Raw genomic sequence first — 26,722 nt, 5'->3', positions numbered from 1 at the left:
GGAAATATGAAACTGTTGATTGTCGAAGATGAAAAGAAAACCGGCGAATACTTAACCAAAGGGTTAACCGAGGCCGGTTTTGTGGTTGATTTGGCCGATAACGGGCTGAATGGATATCATCTGGCGATGACCGGAGATTACGACCTGATAATCCTCGATATTATGCTGCCGGACGTGAACGGCTGGGATATCGTGCGCATGTTGCGTTCCGCCAATAAAGGGATGCCGATTCTGTTGCTTACCGCGCTTGGAACCATTGAACATCGCGTCAAGGGGCTGGAGTTGGGGGCAGATGACTACCTGGTGAAACCGTTCGCTTTTGCTGAACTGCTGGCGCGGGTGCGGACTCTACTGCGGCGCGGGGCGGCGGTAATTATCGAAAGTCAGTTTCAGGTTGCCGACCTGATGGTCGATCTCGTTAGCCGCAAAGTCACCCGCAGCGGTACGCGCATCACTTTGACCAGTAAAGAATTTACCCTGCTGGAATTTTTCCTCCGTCATCAGGGCGAAGTGCTGCCCCGCTCGCTTATCGCCTCGCAGGTATGGGACATGAATTTTGACAGCGATACTAACGCTATTGATGTGGCGGTGAAGCGACTGCGCGGCAAAATCGACAACGACTTTGAGCCGAGGCTGATTCAAACCGTGCGCGGCGTGGGTTACATGCTTGAGGTGCCGGATGGCCAGTAAGCCGTTTCAGCGCCCGTTTTCGCTGGCAACCCGCCTGACCTTTTTTATCAGCCTTGCCACCATTGCAGCGTTTTTCGTCTTTGCCTGGATCATGATCCACTCGGTAAAAGTGCATTTTGCCGAGCAGGATATTAATGATTTAAAAGAGATTAGCGCCACATTCAGGCGTGTTCTTAATCATCCCGAAGAGACACAAGCCCGACGCTTAATGACGCTGGAAGATATCGTCAGTGGTTATTCCAACGTGTTGATTTCTCTGGCAGATAGCCACGGTAAAACGGTGTATCACTCCCCCGGTGCGCCGGATATCCGCGAGTTTGCACGTGATGCCATACCCGATAAAGACGCTCGGGGCGGCGAGGTGTATCTCCTTTCCGGCCCGACAATGATGATGCCAGGCCACGGTCACGGGCATATGGAACACAGCAACTGGCGGATGATTAACTTGCCGGTTGGCCCGCTGGTGGACGGCAAACCGATTTATACGCTCTACATCGCACTGTCTATCGATTTTCATCTTCATTACATTAATGATTTGATGAATAAACTTATTATGACCGCATCGATCATCAGCATCCTGATCGTCTTTATCGTGCTGTTGGCGGTACATAAAGGCCACGCGCCAATTCGCAGCGTCAGCCGTCAAATCCAGAACATTACCTCGAAAGATCTCGACGTTCGCCTTGACCCGCAGACCGTGCCGATTGAGCTGGAACAGCTGGTACTGTCGTTCAACCATATGATCGAGCGTATTGAGGATGTCTTTACCCGCCAGTCCAATTTCTCAGCGGATATCGCCCACGAAATTCGCACACCAATTACGAATCTCATCACGCAAACGGAAATCGCCCTCAGCCAGTCGCGCAGCCAGAAGGAGCTGGAAGATGTGCTCTACTCTAATCTCGAAGAGCTGACGCGAATGGCGAAAATGGTCAGCGATATGCTGTTTCTCGCTCAGGCCGATAACAACCAGTTAATCCCCGAAAAGAAAATGCTCAACCTGGCGGATGAAGTTGGTAAAGTGTTCGATTTTTTCGAGGCGTTAGCGGAAGATCGCGGCGTAGCACTACGGTTTGTTGGCGACAAATGTCAGATTGCGGGCGATCCGCTGATGCTGCGTCGGGCGCTAAGCAACCTGCTTTCTAACGCCCTGCGTTATACGCCGCCCGGAGAGGCAATTGTAGTGCGCTGTCAAACGGTCGATCACCAGGTGCAAGTTACCGTCGAAAACCCCGGTACGCCCATTGCGCCCGAGCACTTACCGCGTTTGTTTGACCGTTTCTACCGCGTTGATCCTTCCCGCCAGCGAAAAGGTGAAGGTAGCGGTATTGGTCTGGCGATAGTGAAATCGATTGTTGTCGCGCATAAAGGCACGGTTGCGGTAACGTCAGATGCGCGGGGGACAAGGTTTGTTATCGGGCTACCGGAGAGGGAGTGATTGGTCAGATAATGCAGTGGATGTTAATTGAATTGAGAATTAGCTATTTCGTCACGAGAAAAAGCGTAAAATCCGTTTCGTGCAGATGGTGAGTTTTATCAGGGTATGGCAGTAGCGCAACTGCCTTCGGATAATATATATAGTGTGAATGTATACCCCAGATAACTTCACCATCCAAATATATTCTTGAGATTAAAATATCGTATATTAATCGTATGGGTGAAAATCCTGTTAATATTTTAACGAATCATGAGTACTATAAAGTGGAAAAAATCATAGAACAGATAAAACCATTTTGGACAAAATATGATTCTTTGTCAGAAAAAGATATGATGTTGTTAGAGTCCAATTTCACGCATCGTTTTCCAGAAGATATGAAAGAGTTTTTTCTGTGGTCTAACGGTGGAGCAGGTAAATTTCACAATATTTACATTTCCTTGTGGCCATTAGACGAAATCAAGGAATTAAATGATGGTTATTTAATCAATCATTATCTAGGTGAACAGTTCATGGCTTTTGGTTCTGATGGTGGGCCGATATGTTTTTTACTGGATTATCGTAATCCAGAACACACCAGAATATCTTCCGTAAATTTTGGTGACCTGGATATAGCTGAAGTAAAACAAATAGCAATTTCATTCGATGTTTTTTTAGAGTTGGCAGGAAATGGAGAAATTATAAGTAATAATTTATAATCAAGTAATTTCCCCTCACGCTGGCGATTGTCGTGGAATGCAGCGAAATTAATTTTATGAATAATAAAGTATTAGGGCAGGATTAAGACATAAGATACGGATAAAATTCTCATATACAAAGGATTACGAATGGCAACTGCAAGGATAAATGTTTTTTGCACGAATGAAGAGCTGTCTGATTGGCTCGCTATTATAGCCTCAAAGTATCAATTACATTCGATTTGGTTTGCGCTACAAGATGAATACTCTCAACAACTAAATATTTTAACAGAAAAAAATCCCTGTTGTAGCATATCGAATTTATCTTATGCCCAGCATTAAATCTAACAATAGAAAAATAAAGTTTAGTAGCATTGATCGTTGTTGTGGTTGGATTGAAATAAAACCGGGGCATTTAGTTGAGCATAACGGGGCAAAGATGTTACAACTTACTGAAATTAACACTACTGATTCTGAGAATAAATTAATATGTTTATGCAAAGCCATTAACTGGCTTAAACGACAGATTAAAACCAATGAATTTTCCGGTGTAACGGGAAAGAATAAAATTTATGGTGGAGAAACTATTCACCCTCATATTTTCTATACGCATCAAGCCAAATCTCTTTTTTATGATAAAGTAATATGGAAACAAGACTTCCTATTCAATTCTGTATATGAGCCATTTATTTCATAGTTTTCAGCAAACAATATTAACCACGATGAATATGACTAAAAAAGAAGCATTAGCATTCCTTGCTCTAAATCACCCTATGCCTAATGATTATGACATCACACAGGAACTTATCAATAAATATGACGACGTAAGACTTTATTTTTGTGCAAATCCTGCTGAAGAGGCTATCCCATTATTTTTACAATCCTTTGGGGAAGGTGATGGCTTAGGAGTATATCAGTTGGTTGAAGATTTTTTGTTTAAATGTGATGAAAATATTGTAGTATCCAATATAGCCAGCATACTGGAAAATCCTCTGACAATAAAAAGCGTCCGATATTGGTGTACATTATTGGCAATGGCTTTCCCGGACAACATCTTAATTAAAGGATTAAATATTTCTCTACATTCTGATGATGAGGATACTCGAGACATGGCTATGTTAAGTTTAAAGATGATTACAGAGGAATATAAAACATTTGAATTCCAATAATTCCCCCTTGCATAAAAGATCACCATCATGACAAAAACACAAGCAAAGTTGCTTATTTATAAAGCATTTGTTATTTTAACGTTCTTTATTTCCTGGTTGAATATTAAACTTAATTAATCTAAAGAGAAATGAAGTTAGCCTTCCTGTACCCACAGCAACGCCGTCTTTTTGTTCAGCACGGGGAAAATGTTCTCCCCTGCTCACCTCCTCCAGGCACTTCCACAACATGATGACCTGATCGGTTGCCGCCTATCCTCCTCACTATGACCTTCACCTCCGCGCTTTTGTCTACATTCTACACAATCGGCAACTTTTATAACCAGTGTAAAAATAACGTGCCGCAATAATCCTACCTATTAATGATAAAAAGCTGTCACAATTCATAAAAAACTTTAATATACGCCACCCTAAACATAACCAGCGTTAATGTAAGGTTTTTGTGTGGACTGGCTTCTTGATGTTTTTGCAACCTGGCTCTACGGCTTAAAAGTAATCGCGATAACGTTAGCGGTCATCATGTTCATCAGCGGGCTGGACGATTTTTTTATTGATGTCGTCTACTGGGTACGCCGCATTAAACGCAAGTTGAGTGTTTATCGCCGCTACCCGCGAATGAGTTACCGCGAACTGTATAAACCAGATGAAAAACCGTTAGCGATTATGGTTCCGGCGTGGAATGAAACGGGCGTCATCGGCAATATGGCCGAGCTGGCGGCGACCACGCTCGACTATGAAAACTATCATATCTTTGTTGGCACCTACCCCAACGACCCAGATACTCAGCGTGATGTTGACGAAGTGTGCGCTCGCTTCCCAAACGTGCATAAGGTAGTCTGCGCGCGTCCTGGCCCCACCAGTAAAGCCGACTGCCTGAACAATGTGCTGGACGCCATCACCCAGTTTGAGCGTAGCGCCAATTTCGCTTTTGCTGGTTTTATTCTGCATGACGCCGAAGACGTAATTTCACCGATGGAATTGCGTCTGTTCAACTATCTGGTCGAGCGTAAAGATCTGATTCAGATCCCGGTATACCCATTCGAACGCGAATGGACGCACTTCACCAGCATGACTTACATTGATGAGTTTTCAGAACTGCATGGCAAAGATGTTCCGGTGCGTGAAGCCCTCGCCGGACAAGTGCCCAGCGCAGGCGTCGGCACCTGTTTCAGCCGCCGCGCCGTGACTGCACTGTTAGCTGACGGTGACGGTATCGCTTTCGACGTGCAGAGTCTGACTGAAGATTACGACATTGGTTTCCGCCTGAAAGAAAAAGGTATGACGGAAATTTTTGTCCGTTTTCCGGTGGTGGACGAAGCCAAAGAACGCGAGCAGCGTAAATTTTTACAGCACGCGCGGACATCAAACATGATCTGCGTGCGCGAATATTTCCCCGATACCTTTTCAACGGCGGTTCGGCAAAAGTCTCGCTGGATTATCGGCATTGTTTTCCAGGGCTTTAAAACCCATAAATGGACCTCCAGCCTGACACTCAACTACTTTCTCTGGCGTGACCGCAAAGGGGCAATCAGTAACTTTGTCAGCTTCCTCGCGATGCTGGTGATGATCCAGCTTTTGCTGTTGCTGGCGTATGAAAGTTTCTGGCCCGATGCCTGGCATTTCCTTTCTATTTTTAGCGGCAGCGCATGGTTAATGACCCTGCTGTGGCTAAACTTTGGCCTGATGGTTAACCGTATCGTACAGCGGGTGATTTTCGTCACTGGCTACTATGGCCTGACGCAGGGGCTGTTATCTGTCCTGCGTCTTTTCTGGGGCAACCTGATTAACTTCATGGCCAACTGGCGCGCGTTAAAACAGGTACTTCAACACGGCGATCCACGTCGTGTCGCGTGGGATAAAACAACGCATGACTTCCCCAGCGTGACTGGCGATACCCGCTCGTTGCGTCCGTTAGGTCAAATCCTGCTGGAAAATCAGGTCATCACTGAAGAACAACTCGATACAGCACTGCGTAATCGCGTCGAAGGTCTACGCCTGGGCGGTTCAATGCTGATGCAGGGGCTGATTAGCGCCGAGCAGCTGGCACAGGCGCTAGCAGAGCAAAACGGCGTGGCGTGGGAGTCCATCGATGCCTGGCAGATCCCTTCTTCGCTGATTGCCGCGATGCCGGCCTCCGTGGCGCTGCATTATGCGGTGCTACCGCTGCGTCTGGAAAATGATGAGTTAATTGTCGGCAGTGAAGATGGTATTGACCCGGTTTCGCTGGCAGCCCTGACGCGTAAAGTCGGACGCAAAGTGCGTTACGTCATTGTTCTGCGTGGACAAATTGTCACGGGGTTACGTCACTGGTATGCACGCCGACGCGGTCACGATCCGCGGGCAATGTTGTACAATGCGGTTCAGCATCAGTGGCTCACGGAACAGCAGGCCGGTGAAATCTGGCGGCAATATGTGCCGCATCAGTTCCTGTTCGCCGAAATACTGACCACGCTCGGTCATATTAATCGTTCAGCAATTAACGTGTTGTTATTGCGCCATGAACGCAGTTCTCTGCCGCTCGGCAAGTTTTTGGTCACCGAAGGCGTTATCAGCCAGGAAACGTTGGATCGCGTCCTGACAATTCAACGCGAATTACAAGTTTCGATGCAATCACTATTACTCAAAGCAGGTTTAAACACAGAACAGGTTGCGCAACTGGAGTCCGAAAATGAAGGAGAATAACCTTAATCGCGTCATCGGATGGTCTGGTTTACTGCTGACGTCTTTATTGAGTACCAGCGCACTCGCAGACAATATCGGCACCAGCGCAGAAGAGCTGGGGCTGAGCGATTATCGCCATTTTGTTATTTATCCCCGTCTCGATAAGGCGCTGAAGGCACAGAAAAATAACGACGAAGCAACCGCCATCCGCGAATTTGAATATATACACCAGCAGGTGCCGGATAATATTCCGCTGACTTTATACCTTGCGGAAGCCTATCGCCATTTTGGTCATGATGACCGGGCGCGGCTGTTGCTTGAGGATCAACTGAAACGTCACCCAGGAGATGCCCGACTTGAGCGCAGTCTGGCGGCTATTCCAGTTGAAGTGAAAAGCGTTACGACTGTTGAAGAACTGCTTGCCCAGCAAAAAGCGTGCGACGCTGCGCCGACCCTGCGTTGTCGCAGTGAAGTCGGGCAGAATGCCCTGCGGCTGGCACAATTACCTGTCGCCAGAGCGCAACTGAACGATGCGACGTTTGCTGCATCGCCGGAAGGAAAAACGCTGCGAACCGATCTGCTGCAACGGGCAATCTACCTCAAGCAGTGGTCGCTGGCAGAAACGTTGTTCAGTGAATCACGGCAACAAAATACATTAAACGCAGCTGAGCGCCGTCAGTGGTTTGATGTTCTGCTCGCAGGCCAGCTGGATGATCGGATCCTGGCGCTGCAATCAGAGGGGATCTTCACCGATCCACAGTCGTACATTACTTACGCGACCGCGCTGGCTTATCGTGGCGAAAAAGCACGCCTTCAGCGTTATCTCGCTGAAAATAAGCCGCTGTTTACCACGGACGCACAAGAGAAAAGTTGGCTCTATCTGTTATCTAAATACAGCGCCAACCCCGTTCAGGCGTTGGCGAATTATACGGTACAGTTTGCCGATAACCGCCAGTATGTTGTTGGCGCGACGCTACCGGTGCTGTTAAAAGAAGGTCAGTACGACGCAGCGCAAAAACTGCTTGCCACCCTCCCCGCCAATGAAATGCTTGAGGAGCGTTATACCGTTAGCGTGGCGACTCATAACAAGGCTGAAGCTCTGCGTCTGGCACGATTGCTGTATCAGCAAGAACCGGCAAATCTTACCCGCCTGGATCAACTGACCTGGCAACTGATGCAGAACGAGCAGTCACGCGAAGCTGCCGATTTATTGCTGCAACGCTATCCTTTCCAGGGCGATGCGCGTGTCAGCCAGACTTTAATGGCGCGACTGGCGTCTCTGCTGGAAAGTCATCCTTACCTGGCAACTCCGGCGAAGGTGGCGATTTTATCGAAACCCTTACCGCTGGCGGAGCAACGTCAGTGGCAAAGTCAGTTGCCGGGTATTGCAGATAATTGCCCGGCAATAGTTCGCTTGCTGGGCGATATGTCGCCTTCCTACGATGCCGCCGCCTGGAACCGTCTGGCAAAGTGTTATCGGGACACGCTACCCGGTGTGGCGTTGTATGCATGGCTTCAGGCCGAACAACGGCAACCGAACGCCTGGCAACATCGTGCGGTAGCCTATCAGGCGTATCAGGTTGAGGATTACGCCACCGCACTGGCGGCCTGGCAGAAAATCAGTATTCACGACATGAGCAATGAGGATCTGCTTGCTGCTGCCAATACCGCCCAGGCGGCAGGAAATGGTGCGGCTCGCGATCGCTGGCTTCAGCAGGCAGAACAACGTGGGCTGGGAAACAATGCCCTCTACTGGTGGCTGCATGCGCAACGTTACATTCCTGGTCAGCCGGAACTCGCACTGAACGATCTCACGCGCTCAATCAATATTGCGCCTTCTGCCAACGCTTACGTTGCGCGGGCGACAATTTATCGCCAACGTCATAATGTCCCGGCGGCGGTGAGTGATTTGCGCGCCGCTCTGGAACTGGAACCGAATAATAGCAACACCCAGGCAGCGCTCGGTTACGCCTTGTGGGATAGCGGTGATATCGCACAGTCGCGGGAAATGCTCGAACAGGCGCATAAAGGGCTACCGGACGATCCGGCACTTATCCGACAACTGGCCTACGTGAACCAGCGTCTGGATGATATGCCTGCGACGCAGCACTACGCCCGGCTGGTGATTGATGACATTGATAATCAGGCGCTGATAACCCCACTGACCCCAGAGCAAAATCAGCAACGCTTCAATTTCCGCCGTCTGCATGAGGAGGTCGGTCGCCGCTGGACGTTCAGTTTCGATTCTTCTATCGGCTTGCGTTCCGGCGCAATGAGTACCGCTAACAATAATGTCGGCGGCGCAGCGCCAGGGAAAAGCTATCGTAGCTACGGGCAACTGGAAGCCGAGTACCGCATCGGACGCAATATGCTGCTGGAAGGCGACCTGCTCTCGGTTTACAGCCGTGTATTTGCCGATACCGGAGAAAACGGGGTGATGATGCCGGTGAAAAATCCGATGTCCGGCACCGGTCTGCGCTGGAAGCCGCTGCGCGATCAGATCTTTTTCCTCGCCGTCGAACAGCAGTTGCCGCTGAACGGGCAAAATGGCGCATCCGATACCATGCTGCGCGCCAGCGCCTCATTCTTTAATGGCGGCAAATACAGCGACGAATGGCACCCGAACGGTTCAGGCTGGTTTGCCCAAAACCTGTACCTCGATGCGGCGCAATATGTCCGCCACGATATTCAGGCGTGGACGGCAGATTATCGCTTAAGCTGGCATCAGAAGGTGGCGAACGGACAGACTATTGAGCCTTACGCTCACGTTCAGGACAACGGTTATCGTGATAAAGGCACTCAGGGCGCGCAGCTTGGCGGTGTCGGGGTCCGCTGGAATATCTGGACCGGCGAGACGCACTACGACGCCTGGCCGCACAAAGTCAGTCTCGGCGTCGAATATCAACATACCTTTAAGGCGATTAATCAACGTAACGGAGAGCGCAACAACGCGTTTCTCACCATTGGAGTGCACTGGTAAATGCGTAAGTTCATTTTCGTATTGCTGACACTGCTTTTGGTCAGCCCTTTTTCCTTTGCGATGAAAGGTATTATCTGGCAACCACAAAACCGTGATAGTCAGGTTACCGATACCCAGTGGCAGGGGCTGATGAGTCAGTTACGTTTGCAAGGCTTCGATACCCTGGTTTTGCAATGGACCCGTTACGGCGATGCATTCACCCAGCCAGAACAGCGCGCATTATTGTTTAAGCGTGCCGCAGCTGCGCAACAGGCTGGCCTGAAGCTGATTGTCGGACTGAACGCCGATCCGGAATTTTTTCTGCATCAGAAACAATCATCCGCGGCGCTGGAAAGCTATCTTAATCGCCTGCTGGCAGCCGATCTCCAGCAAGCCAGATTATGGAGCGCTGCGCCTGGCGTAACGCCGGATGGCTGGTACATCAGCGCGGAAATTGACGACCTGAACTGGCGCAGCGAAGCCGCCCGTCAGCCTTTGCTAACATGGTTAAACAACGCGCAGCGGTTGATTAGCGATGTTTCGGCAAAACCGGTTTATATCAGTAGTTTTTTCGCCGGAAATATGTCGCCCGATGGCTATCGCCAACTGCTGGAACACGTTAAAGCAACCGGCGTTAATGTCTGGGTACAGGATGGCAGCGGCGTTGATAAACTCACCGCTGAACAGCGTGAACGTTATCTACAGGCCAGCGCCGATTGCCAAAGCTCCGCCCCAGCAAGCGGCATTGTTTATGAACTGTTTGTCGCCGGTAAAGGCAAAACCTTTACAGCGAAACCGAAACCGGATGCTGAGATCGCCTCGCTGTTAGCGAAACGTTCCTCTTGCGGTAAAGACACGCTCTATTTCTCTCTGCGCTATTTGCCCGTCGCACACGGCATTCTCGAGTATTAAATCCCCTCCAGGTAAGTCGGGTACGACCTGACTTACCACTTTCGCTCTCGTCAGAATTCCATCAAGATTAATTGCTAAAAAGCGTGCTAAAGAAAGAAGATCGTTATCGGCGAACGGGCCGATCACTCATGCAGGAAGCATAGATCCTTTGAGCGGAGTTTCTGATATCTGAGGAGTGCGAAATGCAATTGAGCAGCAGTGAACCTTGCGTGGTGATCCTGACCGAAAAAGAAGTAGAGGTAAGCGTCAATAACCATGCCACGTTTACCCTTCCGAAAAACTACCTGGCCGCCTTCGCGTGCAACAATAACGTCATTGAACTCTCAACGTTAAATCACGTATTAATCACCCACATCAACCGTAACATCATCAACGATTATCTGTTGTTTTTAAATAAGAACTTAACCTGTGTAAAGCCCTGGTCGCGGCTGGCAACCCCGGTTATCGCTTGTCATAGCCGTACACCGGAAGTGTTCCGGCTAGCCGCCAACCACAGCAAGCAGCAACCCAGCAAACCCTGCGAAGCGGAGTTGACGCGCGCATTGCTTTTTACCGTATTGTCTAACTTTCTTGAGCAATCGCGGTTTATTGCCCTACTGATGTATATCTTACGCAGCAGCGTCCGCGACAGCGTCTGCCGCATTATTCAAAGCGATATTCAGCATTACTGGAATCTGCGAATTGTCGCCAGTTCGCTCTGTTTAAGCCCCAGCCTGCTCAAAAAGAAATTAAAAAACGAAAATACCAGCTATAGCCAGATTGTCACAGAGTGTCGTATGCGTTACGCCGTACAGATGTTATTGATGGATAACAAAAATATCACTCAGGTAGCGCAATTATGTGGCTATAGCAGCACGTCGTACTTTATCTCTGTTTTTAAGGCGTTTTACGGCCTGACACCGTTGAATTATCTCGCCAAACAGCGACAAAAAGTGATGTGGTGAAGGGCAAAGCGGAAACAGATAAGACTGGCATAAATGAAGAAGAAATGGCGCGCCCTGCAGGATTCGAACCTGCGGCCCACGACTTAGAAGGTCGTTGCTCTATCCAACTGAGCTAAGGGCGCGTTGATACCGCAATGCGGTGTAATCGCGTGAATTATACGGTCAACCCTTGCTGAGTCAATGGCTTTTGATCTGGTTGCTGAACAAGTGAACGACCACGTCTGATTTTCTGATTTATTTCGCTATAGCGGCAAACAAACGCACCCCGCTGCGCATCTGAATCAAGAAAACCCGTATTTTCATGTATCAAAGTACAATTTCCAGCCCTAACGGAAAATTGTCCTACCCTGTGAGACTGGTAACTATGAAACCAACGTCGGTGATCATTATGGATACCCATCCTATCATCAGAATGTCCATTGAAGTTCTGTTGCAAAAAAACAGTGAATTGCAGATTGTCCTGAAAACGGATGATTACCGCATAACCATCGATTATCTCCGAACCCGTCCTGTTGATTTAATCATTATGGATATAGACTTGCCCGGTACAGACGGTTTTACCTTCCTGAAAAGAATCAAACAAATCCAGAGTACGGTGAAGGTATTATTTTTATCATCAAAATCAGAATGCTTTTATGCGGGCAGAGCGATACAAGCGGGTGCTAACGGTTTTGTCAGTAAATGCAATGATCAGAATGATATTTTTCATGCCGTCCAGATGATTCTCTCTGGATACACTTTTTTTCCCAGTGAAACGCTCAACTATATAAAAAGTAATAAATGCAGCACCAATAATTCAACAGCTACGGTGCTATCTAATCGTGAAGTGACTATATTACGCTATCTGGTTAGCGGATTATCTAATAAAGAAATTGCCGACAAACTATTACTTAGCAATAAAACAATTAGTGCGCATAAATCTAATATTTATGGCAAACTCGGTTTGCATTCAATTGTAGAACTTATCGACTACGCCAAATTATATGAATTAATATAATATTAATTATAATTGATCATAAATATCGCATCCGCTTTCGCCACACCTGGTTGGACACCGCTGGCTAACGCTCGATAATTGGCAAAAAAGTTTAGCGTTACATTGCCATTTGCATCTACCTCCTCAGTCGGGCTCGCCTCGCCCAGCGCAAGCCGGGAGCGATCGCTCTTGCGTAATTCGATGGCGACGGTTTGTGCCATTGCGGGATCGTCCAGGGCCAGCAGGTTGGCATCGGATGCCGGCGTTCCCGTAAATAAAATCGCGACTGATCCCGGAGGACATCCTTCCAGGCGCAGACTAAAAGGAACAGGTGCCGTGGTATCGCCAGCGGTCAGTAGTTGTGTCGTAGGCCATCTGCCTAAATCTACCGTCTTATCAACATCCGCTGTGTTTACGGTACAGGAGAAATCAACAACGTTACCGTGCAAATTGATATTAATCGTTCCTAAAGGGTCAGCTGCCCATCCACTGGAACTCCACAGTAGCCCGCAGAAACAGCTAAAGATTACTCTTCTCATTCTCCGTACCTCATTGATAATCGACGCGTAAATACCCCAGCGCGCTAAACGGCCCTTCGGTCGGTTTTTGACCGGTAATACTGATAGGCCAGGCGCGAAGTGTGACATTGGCTGCCGCAGCTGCATCCAGACGGAAAGGAATAACGCTATTGAGATCGTTAGGCGTGATCGGCGTATCGTTCTGATCGGCGACAATAAAACCTAAATCCTGATTGTCCGACACCATCGCCTGACCAGAAACGGCACTGGCTTCCAGACGCATTGTTAAATAAGCCTGCGCAGCAACATTCGTACATTTGATCGCAATATTCTTGGTTTGTGGCATGACACCATTAGGTCGATTCCCCGGCCCTGCCGCACTAAATAACGATGCACCGATATCACCAAAATCAAATTCAACAATTTGCCCGGCATTTAATTCGCAGTTTTGCGGTACTTCAACCCGGCCACCAAAACTAATGGTATAAACAGGTGTAACCAACGGATCGTAAGGCGTTGATGTCACATACACGGTAAACATCACCTGTCTGGGGATCTCCACCATGTTAATAAAAGGACGAATAACCTTTAAACGAAATATCAAACGAGAATCCATCACCCCGAACGGAAGGTTTTGCGAAACGTTAGGATCTGTTCCCATACGGATATAATTTTGCGGGGGAAACTGAATATCCATCACGCTATCAACCAGACTCATCGCACCTAATAGATAATCATTTAATTGCATATATTTATAATTATCGATAGTTTCCTGAACAACAAAGTTGGTGACATAACTACGGTATGTATAATTCACCAGCGTACCGGGTGGGCAAATTGCTGACACACCTACCCAGCCGGATTTTTCCGGTAAAACAACAATCTGACCTGGCTGGTTATTGGTGCTATTAAAGACATTTGAGAGATCATAGTGTTCATCTTCTGCTACGCCAGTACTATTTGCACAAACAGTAGCCCACGATATGTTCGTTAACCACAAACATGCCATTGCCAATAATGACCTGCAGATTATCTTCATTGATAATTTCCTTTATGAGCCAGGATGTGTGCAAACTGCCGAAATAACAGTGACGGCTTGCTGTAAGCTTTGCTTCGGCAATACATAGTGCGCAATGCAGCGTGAGTTCGCGCCGTCTCCCCACTGAACCAGTAATTCACCAGACAATGGCGCACCACTTAAATAAACTTGCCCGTCATCACCCACCATACTGGTTATTCCGGTACTGTTTTCCCGTACCAGTGATCCAAACGGCACCGGTTTTCCGCCCTGGGTAACGGTAATGAGCGCCCGCACGCCTATGCGGGTATCAAAATTGGCACGAACCAACGCGCCTTGCGTCGGCACAACGCTGCTAATATTTTTTTCAACATCGATGGAATTCCCCATCGTATTGGTATCAAGCGCGATACGGTTATACCGATAAACCGTGGCATACGGCATCACCGCATAGCCGCGCCAGTCGGTTAAAATTCCAGTTTGATTTTCAATGCGTACACCGCCTGCGCCAGGCGCTTTAATCAAAACATTGGTATCCCCTAAAGGCTGGCTCAGCGTTATACCATTTTCATGCCCGACCACACCGCCAGACAGCTGCCAGTTAACGTCATGTTGATCGCGGTCGTAGTTATACCCGACCCCCAGCGTACCGTAAGCGGCCTGCCAGTTTGCCGTGGCGCTGCCCGTGTACCCATTATTCGAGGTATCGCCCTGGCTTACGTGATAACTCAGGTTGTGGCCTTCCAGTAAGGTCCCACCAACGCCTGCCAGCCAGCTATTTTGCCCGTTGCTGTTACGGTTGGCGTTAAAGGAGGCATAAGCGCGATCGAGCGCATTTTCCCGGGTGTAGCGACGTTTGGTCAGAACATTGAAAGGCACTGAAACATTAAGTCCGACAATACGTTCGTTATCGGGGATCCCTACAGATTCATTCCACGAAAATGAGAGTGAATAACTGATGCCAACCCAGCTGCTGGTATACCCCACCTGATACCAGGTATCTGAATCCGAAGTATTCCAGTATTTTTGATGGGTACCAGAAATATAAAGCGAGCCAAAGTCATTAAGTGATTGTGAAATATTTAACTGCAAACGGTCTTTACGACTAAAGCGTAAATTGTGGTAATTCACGATTATCGGTTCATCGCGATGCTCACCGTCATAATCGTAATCATATTCGTACCCCTCCATTCGACGATACGCAACATCATCAAGGGTATAAAAACCTTGTGTCGAATAGCGGTAACCCATTAACTGAAAATTGGTGCCGAAAGTGTTCATTGATTTCGCATAGAGGAAGCGAATGGAATCCCCCTCATGACGACTGTCGTCGGCTAACTGACTGCGCGCATGCGTTACATCCAGCGACACTGCGCCCCAGTTCCCGAGGTTGCGCCCCAGCCCTAACAAAAAGGCGGTGTAATTTGCAGATAATTGCGTCCCGCCGTAGGCAGTAAATTCCTGTGGTAAACCGCCGAGTGCCGTGCCCTGAAAAAAGAAAGGCGACGATTGCTGACTATTACCGCTACGAAAATCGCCCGCCGTCAGGTCAAATTTGAAACGCCCTTCGCGTTGTAAAATTGGCACTGTTGAATACGGAATAGTGTAATTCTGCTGATTACCATCGCGTTCGTCGATGGTGACGTCCAGATCGCCATTTGAAGATGTCGGGTGCAAATCTGTAATTTCGAAAGCGCCGGGGGAAACATAGCTTTGATAGATAATAAAACCATTTTGCCGAATCGTTAGCTGGGCCGCCGTACGGGCAATCCCACGTACCGTTGGGGCAAACCCTTGCTGGCTATCTGGATACATATTATCAGAAGAATAAAGCCGTACACCTCGAAATCCGACGCCATCGAAAATATCACTCCCTGTATTACCGTCTCCCATTACCAGTTCACTTTTCAGCGGAATAATGGCGCGCTGTACCCAGGTGCCAATATTATTCCACTGTTCTGAATGATATCCATTTCCGCGAAAATAGTTCCAGGAACCATTGTTGCGTAAACGCCACGGGCCAATATTAATCCCACTAAGTTCACTAAAAAAATAGCTATCGTTACCATTACCTCTGTTACCGGTGAAATTATAATTCAGGAGTAAAGCAGGAATACCTTCATCCCACTCTTCAGGCGGAATGTAACCGTGAGCGCTACTCAACAACGCTATCTGAGGAATAGTGATGTTCAGGCGCATCGCTGCAAAATCAAAGTTAATTGTGGCATCAGGTACAGCTTTCAGTAAATTAATGCATTTATTATTTTGCTGCTGGGCTAACTCGGGGAATGCACTGCTATTAAGGCCAATTCGTTCAAGGAGTGCCTGGTTAAAACAAGGCATTAACCCACCTGATTTATCACCTGTATTTACTGTCGTCGATTCAAATACGATATCCTGTGAACCAATGAACTCATCATTACGCCAGAGATCCACCCGATACACACCCGCAGGTTGATGATTACCTCTCTCAAAGCGCGATAAATCAGCAACGGATGTGCCATTCTCTAATAAAAATGCCGGGTTGAAATAACTTTCCGCATAACTTAAAAAGGAGGGTAAAATGGCAAGAGATGAATAACAAATTCCGGCCAGACACCAGGTATACCTCTGCGGAATATCCGTAGTAGTGGGTATTTTCATAATTAGCTCTGATATTGTCAGATGATTCGGTTAGTTTAAGTTCACTTCTCTGACCGGAGTTACTGAACCATAATCATTAACGGTCTGAAATTTCAGTTTTCCCCGCACTCCTGAGGGTAAGGGAATTTGTGAATTAACTCTGGGTGCAGCCATAGCATTCCCCAACTTTTGGCTGCCCACTTGCAGGTTAACCAGGGTGACATAAAAAGGTGATGGATTATGAACATTGATATAGTTACCGGATCGCGAAAACTTGAGTGTGTCCGGCGCTTCTGCGGGTAATTCTTGTAGCTGAATTGGACGGAGAAATAACTTCATGCGCGATAAAATCGCCAGTTGCAAAACATTCCTGCCGTTCAATGCATTTTTATCTACCGAAGGGATCGTCTTAACATTCATCCAGAACAAAGACTCACGATCTGCCGCCAGCGGTGGACCGGTGTAAATAATACGCAAGGTATTTTCGCTTTTGGGTTCACTAACAAACAGTGGCGGTGTAATGATGAATGACTTTTCTTTTACACCGCTACTGTTTTCAATCCACGAATTGACCAGAAAGCGCTCATTGGTATGGCTATTTCTAATCCATACCGCAGTCTGTTTAGCATCAGCGGGATAAATAATACGCGTGGCACCTAATGCGATCCCTCCGGCAGCATGGGCGCTGGCCGAAATGATTAAATAAAATATAATGGGCATCAATAACTTTATTTTAGTCATCATAGTTAATACGCCTTGTGTATTCCTGACGGCAAAAATAAGGAGTATAAAGAAATGATTGCTTTGGTTTATTACAACACATCATTCCCTTTTCATTTAATAAAGCGGCATGATACAAAGTGAGCGTGATTTCGATTTACATTGCCACCATACCGCTTCAGACAACCGGTACATTACTTTGTTATAAGACGTGATATATAATTCAAAACTACGTAGTTTTGATTATTCGTATCTCATAATAAAAGTCGCGTCAGCATTTGCTTGCCCTGCTGATGCACTTGTACCGGTGCCTTTATAACGCGCAGAAAAATGAAGAACGTTGGTCCCGGGGATCAAGTTCTGGTTGGTTGAGAAGCTATTCCCATCAGGTTTGAGAATTGCGGATGTATTATCAAGTATTTCAATACCGACACCCGTTGCTGTTGTTGTATTGGTACTGGATGCAATGGCCAATAAATTATCATTGATTGCATCCGCCTGACCAGAAAATGCAACGGCAGCATTAGCGGCAACAACAGGATCGCAGTCGTTCAACTGTATAGTGAATGGAATTAATGCAGAGGTATTACCAACAGCATTGAAAATATCGGTACGATATTGACCGAGTGTGACAACCTGGTCTGCCGAGTCAGTATTCACTGAACAGGCAGCATTCACCAGTTCGCCTTCAAAGTGAATTGTACCGCCATCTACAACGGCAGCATAACTACCCGTAGCGGCGAATAGTGCGGCAGCCAGCGCAGACGAAATAAATCTTAATTTCATATATATTCCTTCAATCTCATTTATCGACTCCACATCCGTATATAACCGATTACTTTATTTAAGACACTGATAGTAGTAAAATTCCTTTTTATCCTCTAAGAATGTCTTAATTGAAAATATGCACTCTATTCTAAAAAATAGAGAGCCCCGTTAGATGAATATTTCCGCGCAAAATATATTCAACACAAATATAGACCTGAAGCGGTAAATTACCAGGCTGAAAATTCTTTTTATATTGTCAGGTATTTCTTAAATTATCTTAATCCTTAGACAAGGAAATAAATCAGTTCCAGATTTACAACGTCATCATGGACGAAAAATGAAGCTTTCAATCTCAGCGACGGTGCGCCTCACCTTCGCAAGAGGTCGCTTCACGCGATAAATCTGAAACGAAACCTGACAGCGCGCCCCGCTTCTGACAAAATAGGCGCATCCCCTTCGACCTACGTAACAGATGGAATCCTCTCTCTGATGGCAGCAAAGATTATTGACGGTAAAACGATTGCGCAGCAGGTGCGCTCTGAAGTTGCTCAAAAAGTTCAGGCACGTATTGCAGCTGGACTGCGGGCACCAGGACTGGCCGTAGTACTGGTGGGTAGCAACCCTGCATCGCAAATTTATGTCGCAAGCAAACGCAAAGCTTGTGAAGAAGTCGGGTTCGTCTCCCGTTCTTATGACCTCCCGGAAACCACCAGCGAAGCGGAGCTGCTGGAGCTTATCGATGCGCTGAATGCCGACAACACCATTGATGGCATTCTGGTCCAACTGCCGTTACCGGCGGGTATTGATAACGTCAAAGTGCTGGAACGAATTCACCCGGACAAAGACGTTGACGGTTTCCATCCTTATAACGTCGGTCGTCTATGCCAGCGCGCGCCGCGTCTACGTCCTTGCACCCCGCGTGGTATCGTCACACTGCTTGAGCGATACAACATTGATACCTTCGGTCTTAACGCCGTGGTGATTGGCGCATCGAATATCGTCGGTCGCCCAATGAGCATGGAACTGCTGCTCGCAGGTTGCACCACCACCGTGACTCACCGCTTCACTAAAAATCTGCGTCATCACGTAGAAAATGCCGATCTACTGATCGTTGCCGTCGGTAAACCGGGCTTTATTCCTGGTGACTGGATCAAAGAAGGCGCGATTGTGATTGATGTTGGCATCAACCGTCTGGAAAATGGCAAAGTTGTGGGCGACGTGGTGTTTGAAGACGCGGCTAAACGCGCCTCATACATTACGCCTGTTCCGGGCGGCGTTGGCCCGATGACGGTTGCCACGCTGATCGAAAACACGCTACAGGCGTGCGTTGAATATCATGATCCACAGGGTGAGTAACATGGCGACATTTTCTTTAGGTAAACATCCGCACGTTGAGCTGTGCGACTTGCTGAAACTGGAAGGCTGGAGCGAAAGCGGTGCGCAGGCGAAAATCGCGATTGCCGAAGGCCAGGTGAAAGTCGACGGCGCGGTTGAAACGCGCAAACGCTGCAAAATCGTCGCCGGTCAGACAGTGAGTTTTGCAGGTCACAGCGTACAGGTTGTTGCCTGATCCCTTTCCCGGCCTGTATCAACAGGCCGGTTCTCTTTTCAGACTTTTGCCCTCTACGCCCCGTTCATCCATGCTGATAGCATCGACATTTTGCCGAAGCGACCATCATGCCAACCGTTATTACGCACGCCGCCGTTCCCCTTTGCATTGGTTTAGGGTTGGGTTCGAAAGTCATCCCTCCGCGCCTGTTATTTGCCGGAATCATCCTGGCGATGCTGCCCGATGCTGATGTATTGACATTTAAATTTGGCGTTGCTTACGGCAATGTTTTTGGTCATCGCGGGTTCACCCATTCGCTGGTGTTTGCGTTTGTTGTCCCGCTGTTATGTGTGCTGATTGGACGTCGATGGTTCAGGGCTGGGCTGATTCGCTGCTGGCTGTTTTTAACCGTTTCGTTGCTATCGCACAGCTTGCTGGATTCGGTAACCACTGGCGGTAAAGGCGTTGGCTGGCTGTGGCCGTGGTCAGATGAACGCTTTTTCGCTCCCTGGCAGGTGATTAAAGTCGCGCCGTTTGCATTGTCTCGTTACACCACGCCGTACGGGCATCAGGTGATTATTTCTGAATTGATGTGGGTGTGGTTGCCGGGGATGCTACTGATGGGAATGTTGTGGTGGCGCAGACGATAACCGGATGCGAAAACTCGCATCCGGCAATAGCGCAATTACTTACGACGCCAGGTGGTCCCTTGCGGGCCATCTTCCAGCACGATCCCCATCTCGTTAAGACGGTCACGCGCCGCATCTGCCGCCGCCCAGTCTTTCGCTTTACGGGCATCCAGACGCTGTTGAATTAAGGCTTCAATCTCAGCCACTTCGCTGTCGTCTGCCTGCGCGCCGCTTTGCAGGAACGCTTCCGGTTCTTGCTCCAGCAGGCCCAGCACGGCTGAAAGTTTACGCAGATGAGACGCCATCGCGTTTGCCGCTGCCATATCTTCTGCTTTCAGACGGTTCACTTCACGCGCCATATCAAACAGCACGGAATAGGCTTCCGGGGTGTTGAAATCGTCGTCCATCGCTTCAATAAAGCGCGCTTCAAACGCTTCGCCACCGGCAGGCGCAACGGTTTTATCTGTGCCGCGCAGCGCAGTGTAGAGGCGCTCCAGCGCCGCACGCGCCTGCTTCAGGTTCTCTTCGCTGTAGTTCAGCTGGCTGCGATAGTGGCCCGACATCAGGAAGTAACGCACGGTTTCCGCGTCGTAGTATTTCAGCACATCACGCACGGTAAAGAAGTTACCCAGCGATTTGGACATCTTCTCTCGGTCAACCATTACCATCCCCGAGTGCATCCAGTAGTTCACATACTGACCATCATGGGCACAGGTGGACTGCGCGATTTCGTTCTCGTGGTGCGGGAACATCAGGTCTGAACCACCGCCGTGGATATCAAAGTGGTTACCCAACTGCTTGCAGTTCATTGCCGAACATTCAATGTGCCAGCCTGGACGGCCTGCGCCCCACGGAGACGGCCAGCTCGGTTCGCCCTCTTTCGACATCTTCCACAGAACGAAGTCCATCGGGTTGCGTTTGTCGTCGACCACGTCAACGCGCGCGCCTGCCTGCAGCTGGTCGAGATCCTGACGCGACAGCACGCCATAAGTTGGATCGGTCGGTACGTCGAACATCACGTCGCCGTTGTCCGCCACATAAGCGTGACCTTTGGCGATCAGTTGTTCAGTGAGTTCAATAATTTCTGCGATATGGTGCGTCGCACGCGGTTCCATATCCGGGCGCAGAATATTCAAAGCATCAAAATCTTTGTGCATTTCGGCGATCATGCGATCCACCAGCGCTACAAAGCTTTCGCCATTTTCATTGGCACGCTTGATGATTTTGTCGTCGATATCGGTAATGTTGCGCACATACTTCAGCTTATAGCCGAGGAAACGCAAATAGCGTGCAACCACGTCAAAGGCAACAAAGGTACGCCCGTGACCGATATGACAGAGATCGTAAACGGTGATTCCACACACGTACATGCCGACTTCCCCGGCGTGAATAGGCTTAAATTCCTCTTTTTGGCGTGTCAGAGTATTGAAGATTTTTAGCATCGAAGATTCCGTTTAGACATGTGTGGGTAATTGAGTTGCGTATAATACCCATATTTCCCGCGCGAATCAGCATACATTGCGTGATGATCCGATCGTGCGGTTATGCTATAACACCACCCTATATATGACCCGAATCGGGTTGAAGCACCAATCAAACGGAACAGGATGCAAAAATGGTTACTTTCCACACCAATCACGGCGATATTGTCATCAAAACTTTTGACGATAAAGCACCTGAAACAGTTAAAAACTTCCTGGACTACTGCCGCGAAGGTTTTTACAACAACACCATTTTCCACCGTGTTATCAACGGCTTTATGATTCAGGGCGGCGGTTTTGAGCCAGGCATGAAGCAAAAAGCCACCAAAGAACCGATCAAAAACGAAGCCAACAACGGTCTGAAAAACACCCGCGGTACGCTGGCAATGGCCCGTACTCAGGCACCGCACTCTGCAACTGCACAGTTCTTCATCAACGTGGTTGATAACGACTTCCTGAACTTCTCTGGCGAAAGCCTGCAAGGTTGGGGTTACTGCGTGTTTGCTGAAGTGGTTGAAGGCATGGACGTGGTAGACAAAATCAAAGGTGTAGCAACCGGTCGTAGCGGTATGCACCAGGACGTGCCTAAAGAAGACGTTATCATTGAAAGCGTGACCGTTAGCGAGTAATCGTGGCGACACTCTTTATTGCAGATCTTCATCTCTGCGTGGAAGAACCGGCGATCACCGCCGGTTTTCTGCGTTTTTTAGCGGGGGAAGCCCGCAAGGCCGACGCGCTGTATATTCTTGGCGATCTGTTTGAAGCATGGATTGGCGATGACGATCCCAACCCACTCCATCGCCAGATGGCCGCAGCGATCAAAGCGGTATCCGATTCCGGCGTTCCCTGTTATTTCATTCATGGCAACCGTGATTTTCTGCTTGGCAAACGCTTTGCCCGTGAGAGTGGCATGACGTTATTGCCGGAAGAAAAAGTGCTCGAACTTTATGGTCGTCGGGTGTTGATTATGCATGGCGACACGCTGTGCACCGATGACATCGGTTATCAGGCTTTTCGCGCCAAAGTCCATAAGCCGTGGCTGCAAACGCTATTCCTCGCCCTGCCGTTGTTTGTGCGCAAACGCATTGCCGCGCGAATGCGAGCGAACAGCAAAGAAGCCAACAGCAGTAAATCGTTGGCGATCATGGACGTTAACCAAAACGCGGTGGTCAGTGCGATGGAAAAACATCAGGTGCAATGGTTGATTCACGGGCATACCCATCGCCCGGCGGTGCATGAACTGATCGCCAATCAGCAACCTGCTTTCCGCGTGGTACTGGGTGCCTGGCATACGGAAGGTTCGATGGTGAAAGTCACGGCGGATGACGTTGAGTTGATCCATTTTCCATTTTAAAAAACGCGCAACTTTGCTGATTTCATAGCCGCGCAACCGTTTTCCTTGCTCTCTTTCCGTGCTATTCTCTGTGCCCTCTAAAGCCGAGAGTTGTGCACCACAGGAGTTTTAAGACGCATGTCTTCCCGCAATAATCCGGCGCGTGTCGCCATCGTGATGGGGTCCAAAAGCGACTGGGCTACCATGCAGTTCGCCGCCGAAATCTTCGAAATCCTGAATGTCCCGCACCACGTTGAAGTGGTTTCTGCTCACCGCACCCCCGATAAACTGTTCAGCTTCGCCGAAAGTGCCGAAGAGAACGGTTATCAGGTGATTATTGCGGGCGCAGGCGGCGCAGCGCACCTGCCGGGCATGATTGCCGCCAAAACGCTGGTGCCAGTGCTGGGTGTGCCAGTACAGAGCGCCGCACTGAGCGGTGTCGATAGCCTCTACTCCATCGTACAAATGCCGCGCGGCATTCCGGTGGGTACGCTGGCGATAGGTAAAGCTGGCGCGGCAAACGCGGCGTTACTGGCAGCACAAATTCTTGCAACTCATGATAAAGAACTGCACCAGCGTTTGAATGACTGGCGCAAAGCCCAGACTGATGAAGTGCTGGAAAACCCGGACCCGCGAGGTGCGGCATGAAACAGGTTTGCGTCCTCGGTAACGGGCAGTTAGGACGTATGTTGCGCCAGGCAGGCGAACCGTTAGGCATTGCTGTCTGGCCGGTCGGGCTGGACGCTGAACCGGCGGCGGTGCCCTTTCAACAAAGCGTGATTACCGCTGAGATCGAACGCTGGCCGGAAACCGCATTAACGCGCGAGTTGGCACGCCATCCAGCCTTTGTGAACCGCGATGTGTTCCCAATTATTGCCGACCGTCTGACTCAGAAGCAGCTTTTCGACAAGCTTCACCTGCCGACTGCACCGTGGCAGTTACTTGCCGATCGCAGTGAGTGGCCTGCGGTGTTTGATCGTTTAGGTGAACTGGCGATTGTTAAGCGTCGCACTGGTGGCTATGACGGTCGCGGTCAATGGCGTTTACACGCCGATGAAACCGCACAGTTACCGACTGAATGCTACGGCGAATGTATTGTCGAGCAGGGCATTAACTTCACTGGTGAAGTATCGCTGGTTGGCGCGCGCGGCTTTGATGGCAGCACTGTGTTTTATCCGCTGACGCATAACCTGCATCAGGATGGTATTTTGCGCACCAGCGTCGCTTTCCCGCAGGCCAACGCACAGCAGCAGGCGCAGGCCGAAGAGATGCTGTCGGCGATTATGCAGGAGCTGGGCTATGTGGGCGTGATGGCGATGGAGTGTTTTGTCACGCCGCAAGGTCTGCTGATCAACGAACTGGCTCCGCGTGTACATAACAGTGGTCACTGGACGCAAAACGGTGCCAGCATCAGCCAGTTTGAGCTGCATCTGCGGGCAATTACCGATCTGCCGTTACCGCAACCGGTGGTCAATAGCCCGTCGGTGATGATCAACCTGATTGGTAGCGATGTGAATTATGACTGGCTGAAACTGCCGCTGGTGCATCTGCACTGGTACGACAAAGAAGTGCGTCCGGGCCGTAAAGTGGGGCATCTGAATTTGACCGACAGCGACACATCGCGTCTGACCGCGACGCTGGAAGCATTAATCCCGCTGCTGCCGCCAGAGTATGCCAGCGGCGTGATGTGGGCGCAGAGTAAGTTCAGTTAACCTGGTACTCATATTCCTGCCGGATGCGGCGTGAACGCCTTATCCGGCCTACTAATCCGGTACCCATTGTAGGCCTGATAAGACGCGTCAAGCGTCGCATCAGGCATGGTGCGCCGATTACCGGATGCGGCGTGAACGCCTTATCCGACTACCAATCCGGTACCCATTGTAGGCCTGATAAGACGCGTCAAGCGTCGCATCAGGCATGGTGTGCCATATGCTGGATGCTCCCATCACGACAGCGAAATACAGGTCCCCGCTTCGCCCGCCAGCGTCTCTTCAATCCGCGATAACGCCCCAATCCACGCAGGTTTACCACGGCTTCTGACATAGCCACTTACCGCCGTCACCTTCGGTCCCATCGCCCCATCGGCTTTGGCAAATGGCGCTAACTCATCCGGTGTGGCATGGCGAATGGCGCGTTGCTGCGGCGTTCCCCAGTTTTCATAAACCGCGTCAGCATCGGTGAGGATCACCAGTCCATCGGCATTAATCTGCTCGGCAAGCAGCGCCGCGGCGAGATCTTTATCAATCACCGCTTCACTCCCTGCTCCGTCATCCGTCACCGGAACACCGCCGCCGCCACTGCAAATCACCACATGCCCCTCTTTGAGCAACAACTCGATGGCTTCACTGTCGAGAATTTTACGCGGTTGCGGAGATGCCACCACCCGGCGTAAATATTTACCATCACGTTTCATCTGCCAGCCATAAGCCGCTTCCAGTACCTCTTGTTCTTCTGGCTGATAAACCGGACCGATAAACTTCTCTGGCTGCAAAAACGCCGGATCATCAGGCGAAACTTCAATGCGCGTCAGCACCGTCGTGACAGGCGGCATCTGCGGCTGTGCGCTCAAGCTCTGCGCCAGCATATAGCCAATCATGCCCTGGCTTTCCGCCACCAGCACATCCAGCGGATACGGTTCTACCTCTTTCCACGCCAGATTCTGTAACGCCAGCAGCCCCACCTGCGGCCCGTTGCCGTGAACAATCGCCAGCCGATAAGTACGCGCCAGGCGCGCCAGCGCGGGAACAGCACTGGCAATATTGCGATATTGATTTTCTGCCGTCAGCGCCTCACCGCGCTGGAGTAAGGCATTGCCCCCAAGAGCTACAACCAGTGTTTTCATGGTGTTCCTTGTAATAATTGTTGACCAAGCCAGAACCCCAGCAGCGTATCTGCCCCTGACGTATGCCCCAGCGCCAGCAGCGAATCAATCGCAACAGCGGTACGTTTCGGGCAACTCAGAGCATGAACAAAGTGCAGGAGTGGCGAGGCGAAATAGCCGTGCGCGGCGTAACGTAAATAATTAACGCTCACCGCCGTGGTAACGAGTTGAAGATTGTCGGAACAGGCAAAAAACGGGCGACCGGAGCGCGCATCTAAAGCGCCATAATACCAGGCTGCCAGCAGCATTCCGCTCAGCGTGTCATCATGACTCGGCGTTAATCCGGGGCCTTTACCCAGCCAGTGCCGCCAGTCGGTCTTAACGCCATTGAGCGCGGCCTGAAAACAGTGACGAAACTGGCGTAATTCAGCGGGAAGCGGATCACCTGCCGCCAACGCCAGCGGCCCGAAAAGCCCGGTTTCCTCCGCGCGTTGCATCCATGCCGCTGCAAGCGGTTGAGGATGCGCAGGCGGCGTAATACGCAGCAAACAATAACGCTGTGGCTGTTTAACCGTGAAACGCCCGAGGCGAATCCCTTGAGCCATAACCTGTGGTCGTTCATTGCCGCATAATCCACCGCATAACGCATCGAATTGCGCGCGGCGAAGCACCCATCCTCCGGGACCGAAACCACTTCCCTGACGATGCAGCGTTAACAATTCACCGCTTTCCGTCATCAGGTTAATCGCCCGCCGCCACACGCCCGCTAACCGCCAGGACTGGCGATAATTCGGTGCACTACGGCTGGCAAGCAGAGGATGGATGATCGTCATTGCGCGTTCC

General features: G+C 49.6%; 25 protein-coding genes and 1 tRNA gene. 17 read left to right on the top strand and 9 right to left on the bottom strand.

The annotated features are described in order from the left end of the window. Positions 1-6: 6 nt before the first annotated feature. From cusR to envY, 9 genes are all read left to right on the top strand, one after another. A complete protein-coding gene (cusR, locus tag QUF14_RS03130; RefSeq protein ID WP_100733804.1) occupies positions 7-690 on the top strand; it encodes a copper response regulator transcription factor CusR in 684 nt (227 codons plus the stop codon). Next, a complete protein-coding gene (cusS, locus tag QUF14_RS03125; RefSeq protein WP_000157206.1) occupies positions 680-2,128 on the top strand; it encodes a Cu(+)/Ag(+) sensor histidine kinase CusS in 1,449 nt (482 codons plus the stop codon). Before cusR ends, cusS begins: the two co-directional genes overlap by 11 nt. A 215-nt stretch (positions 2,129-2,343) precedes the next feature. Continuing rightward, complete coding sequence (locus tag QUF14_RS03120) at positions 2,344-2,823, top strand: SMI1/KNR4 family protein (RefSeq protein WP_000504427.1); 480 nt, start codon at positions 2,344-2,346, stop codon at positions 2,821-2,823. 307 nt (positions 2,824-3,130) lie between these two features. Then, on the top strand, positions 3,131-3,499 hold the full coding sequence (locus QUF14_RS03115) for a hypothetical protein (protein ID WP_001139243.1): 369 nt from the start codon (positions 3,131-3,133) through the stop codon (positions 3,497-3,499). 31 nt (positions 3,500-3,530) lie between these two features. Further along, a complete protein-coding gene (locus QUF14_RS03110; protein WP_032193927.1) occupies positions 3,531-3,971 on the top strand; it encodes a hypothetical protein in 441 nt (146 codons plus the stop codon). A 441-nt stretch (positions 3,972-4,412) separates the two neighbouring features. Next, positions 4,413-6,650 (top strand): cyclic di-3',5'-guanylate-activated glycosyltransferase NfrB, encoded by a 2,238-nt coding sequence (gene nfrB / locus QUF14_RS03105; RefSeq protein ID WP_000383913.1) that lies wholly within the window; start codon positions 4,413-4,415, stop codon positions 6,648-6,650. Next, positions 6,637-9,609, top strand: a complete 2,973-nt coding sequence (gene nfrA / locus QUF14_RS03100; RefSeq protein WP_100733803.1) for a bacteriophage adsorption protein NfrA — start codon at positions 6,637-6,639, stop codon at positions 9,607-9,609. Before nfrB ends, nfrA begins: the two co-directional genes overlap by 14 nt. Further along, positions 9,610-10,500 (top strand): DUF4434 family protein, encoded by an 891-nt coding sequence (locus QUF14_RS03095; RefSeq protein ID WP_001224561.1) that lies wholly within the window; start codon positions 9,610-9,612, stop codon positions 10,498-10,500. Positions 10,501-10,682: 182 nt separating this feature from the next. Beyond that, entirely contained in the window at positions 10,683-11,444 is a 762-nt protein-coding gene (gene envY, locus QUF14_RS03090; RefSeq protein ID WP_001177464.1) for a DNA-binding transcriptional regulator EnvY, read from the top strand. A gap of 45 nt (positions 11,445-11,489) precedes the next feature. Here the strand turns inward: envY and QUF14_RS03085 are convergent. After that, positions 11,490-11,566, bottom strand: a tRNA-Arg gene (locus QUF14_RS03085). 242 nt (positions 11,567-11,808) lie between these two features. Here QUF14_RS03085 and fimZ point away from each other — a divergent pair. Next, positions 11,809-12,441, top strand: a complete 633-nt coding sequence (gene fimZ, locus QUF14_RS03080; protein WP_000805420.1) for a fimbria biosynthesis transcriptional regulator FimZ — start codon at positions 11,809-11,811, stop codon at positions 12,439-12,441. A gap of 2 nt (positions 12,442-12,443) precedes the next feature. Here fimZ and sfmF read toward each other — a convergent pair whose 3' ends face one another. From sfmF to fimA, 5 genes are all read right to left on the bottom strand, one after another. Continuing rightward, the gene (sfmF, locus tag QUF14_RS03075; protein ID WP_001255203.1) at positions 12,444-12,959 is read right to left on the bottom strand and encodes a fimbria assembly protein; all 516 of its coding nucleotides are present in this window, start codon (positions 12,957-12,959) and stop codon (positions 12,444-12,446) included. A 10-nt stretch (positions 12,960-12,969) separates the two neighbouring features. Continuing rightward, positions 12,970-13,977, bottom strand: a complete 1,008-nt coding sequence (gene fimH / locus QUF14_RS03070; protein WP_000691082.1) for a type 1 fimbria D-mannose specific adhesin FimH — start codon at positions 13,975-13,977, stop codon at positions 12,970-12,972. 12 nt (positions 13,978-13,989) lie between these two features. After that, a complete protein-coding gene (locus QUF14_RS03065) occupies positions 13,990-16,599 on the bottom strand; it encodes a fimbrial biogenesis usher protein (protein WP_001308462.1) in 2,610 nt (869 codons plus the stop codon). A 30-nt stretch (positions 16,600-16,629) separates the two neighbouring features. Further along, positions 16,630-17,322 (bottom strand): type 1 fimbria chaperone FimC, encoded by a 693-nt coding sequence (gene fimC, locus QUF14_RS03060; RefSeq protein ID WP_000988390.1) that lies wholly within the window; start codon positions 17,320-17,322, stop codon positions 16,630-16,632. Positions 17,323-17,541: 219 nt separating this feature from the next. After that, positions 17,542-18,084, bottom strand: a complete 543-nt coding sequence (gene fimA / locus QUF14_RS03055) for a type 1 fimbrial major subunit FimA (RefSeq protein ID WP_000776555.1) — start codon at positions 18,082-18,084, stop codon at positions 17,542-17,544. A gap of 471 nt (positions 18,085-18,555) precedes the next feature. On the opposite strand from fimA, the gene folD reads away from it, so the two are divergent. From folD to QUF14_RS03040, 3 genes are all read left to right on the top strand, one after another. Next, positions 18,556-19,422 (top strand): bifunctional methylenetetrahydrofolate dehydrogenase/methenyltetrahydrofolate cyclohydrolase FolD, encoded by an 867-nt coding sequence (gene folD / locus QUF14_RS03050; RefSeq protein WP_000729155.1) that lies wholly within the window; start codon positions 18,556-18,558, stop codon positions 19,420-19,422. 1 nt (position 19,423) lies between these two features. Further along, positions 19,424-19,636, top strand: a complete 213-nt coding sequence (ybcJ, locus tag QUF14_RS03045; protein ID WP_000190288.1) for a ribosome-associated protein YbcJ — start codon at positions 19,424-19,426, stop codon at positions 19,634-19,636. Between the two features lie 107 nt (positions 19,637-19,743). Beyond that, entirely contained in the window at positions 19,744-20,265 is a 522-nt protein-coding gene (locus QUF14_RS03040) for a metal-dependent hydrolase (RefSeq protein WP_001143562.1), read from the top strand. A 35-nt stretch (positions 20,266-20,300) separates the two neighbouring features. On the opposite strand, the gene cysS is transcribed toward QUF14_RS03040, so the two are convergent. After that, complete coding sequence (gene cysS, locus QUF14_RS03035) at positions 20,301-21,686, bottom strand: cysteine--tRNA ligase (protein ID WP_000912345.1); 1,386 nt, start codon at positions 21,684-21,686, stop codon at positions 20,301-20,303. A 173-nt stretch (positions 21,687-21,859) separates the two neighbouring features. On the opposite strand from cysS, the gene ppiB reads away from it, so the two are divergent. The 4 genes from ppiB (at position 21,860) to purK (ending at position 24,770) form a co-directional block, all read left to right on the top strand. After that, positions 21,860-22,354, top strand: a complete 495-nt coding sequence (gene ppiB, locus QUF14_RS03030) for a peptidylprolyl isomerase B (protein WP_000256002.1) — start codon at positions 21,860-21,862, stop codon at positions 22,352-22,354. Positions 22,355-22,356: 2 nt separating this feature from the next. Further along, positions 22,357-23,079, top strand: coding sequence for a UDP-2,3-diacylglucosamine diphosphatase (gene lpxH, locus QUF14_RS03025; protein WP_000212257.1), 723 nt, complete (start codon positions 22,357-22,359; stop codon positions 23,077-23,079). Positions 23,080-23,196: 117 nt separating this feature from the next. Next, positions 23,197-23,706, top strand: a complete 510-nt coding sequence (gene purE / locus QUF14_RS03020; RefSeq protein WP_001295318.1) for a 5-(carboxyamino)imidazole ribonucleotide mutase — start codon at positions 23,197-23,199, stop codon at positions 23,704-23,706. Beyond that, a complete protein-coding gene (gene purK, locus QUF14_RS03015; protein ID WP_000815517.1) occupies positions 23,703-24,770 on the top strand; it encodes a 5-(carboxyamino)imidazole ribonucleotide synthase in 1,068 nt (355 codons plus the stop codon). The genes purE and purK overlap by 4 nt, the downstream gene beginning before the upstream one ends. 233 nt (positions 24,771-25,003) lie before the next feature. Here purK and QUF14_RS03010 read toward each other — a convergent pair whose 3' ends face one another. Further along, positions 25,004-25,900, bottom strand: coding sequence for a carbamate kinase (locus QUF14_RS03010; protein WP_000855401.1), 897 nt, complete (start codon positions 25,898-25,900; stop codon positions 25,004-25,006). Then, the gene (locus QUF14_RS03005) at positions 25,897-26,712 is read right to left on the bottom strand and encodes an oxamate carbamoyltransferase subunit AllH family protein (protein ID WP_024212037.1); all 816 of its coding nucleotides are present in this window, start codon (positions 26,710-26,712) and stop codon (positions 25,897-25,899) included. The genes QUF14_RS03010 and QUF14_RS03005 overlap by 4 nt, the downstream gene beginning before the upstream one ends. Between the last annotated feature and the right edge of the window lie 10 nt (positions 26,713-26,722).

Origin of the sequence: Escherichia sp. HH091_1A (genome assembly GCF_030295175.1) — a bacterium.
In the GTDB taxonomy this organism is placed as follows: domain Bacteria; phylum Pseudomonadota; class Gammaproteobacteria; order Enterobacterales; family Enterobacteriaceae; genus Escherichia; species Escherichia coli_F.
The sequence above is the reverse complement of the archived record's forward strand: the minus strand, read 5'-3'. Positions and strand labels throughout refer to the sequence as shown.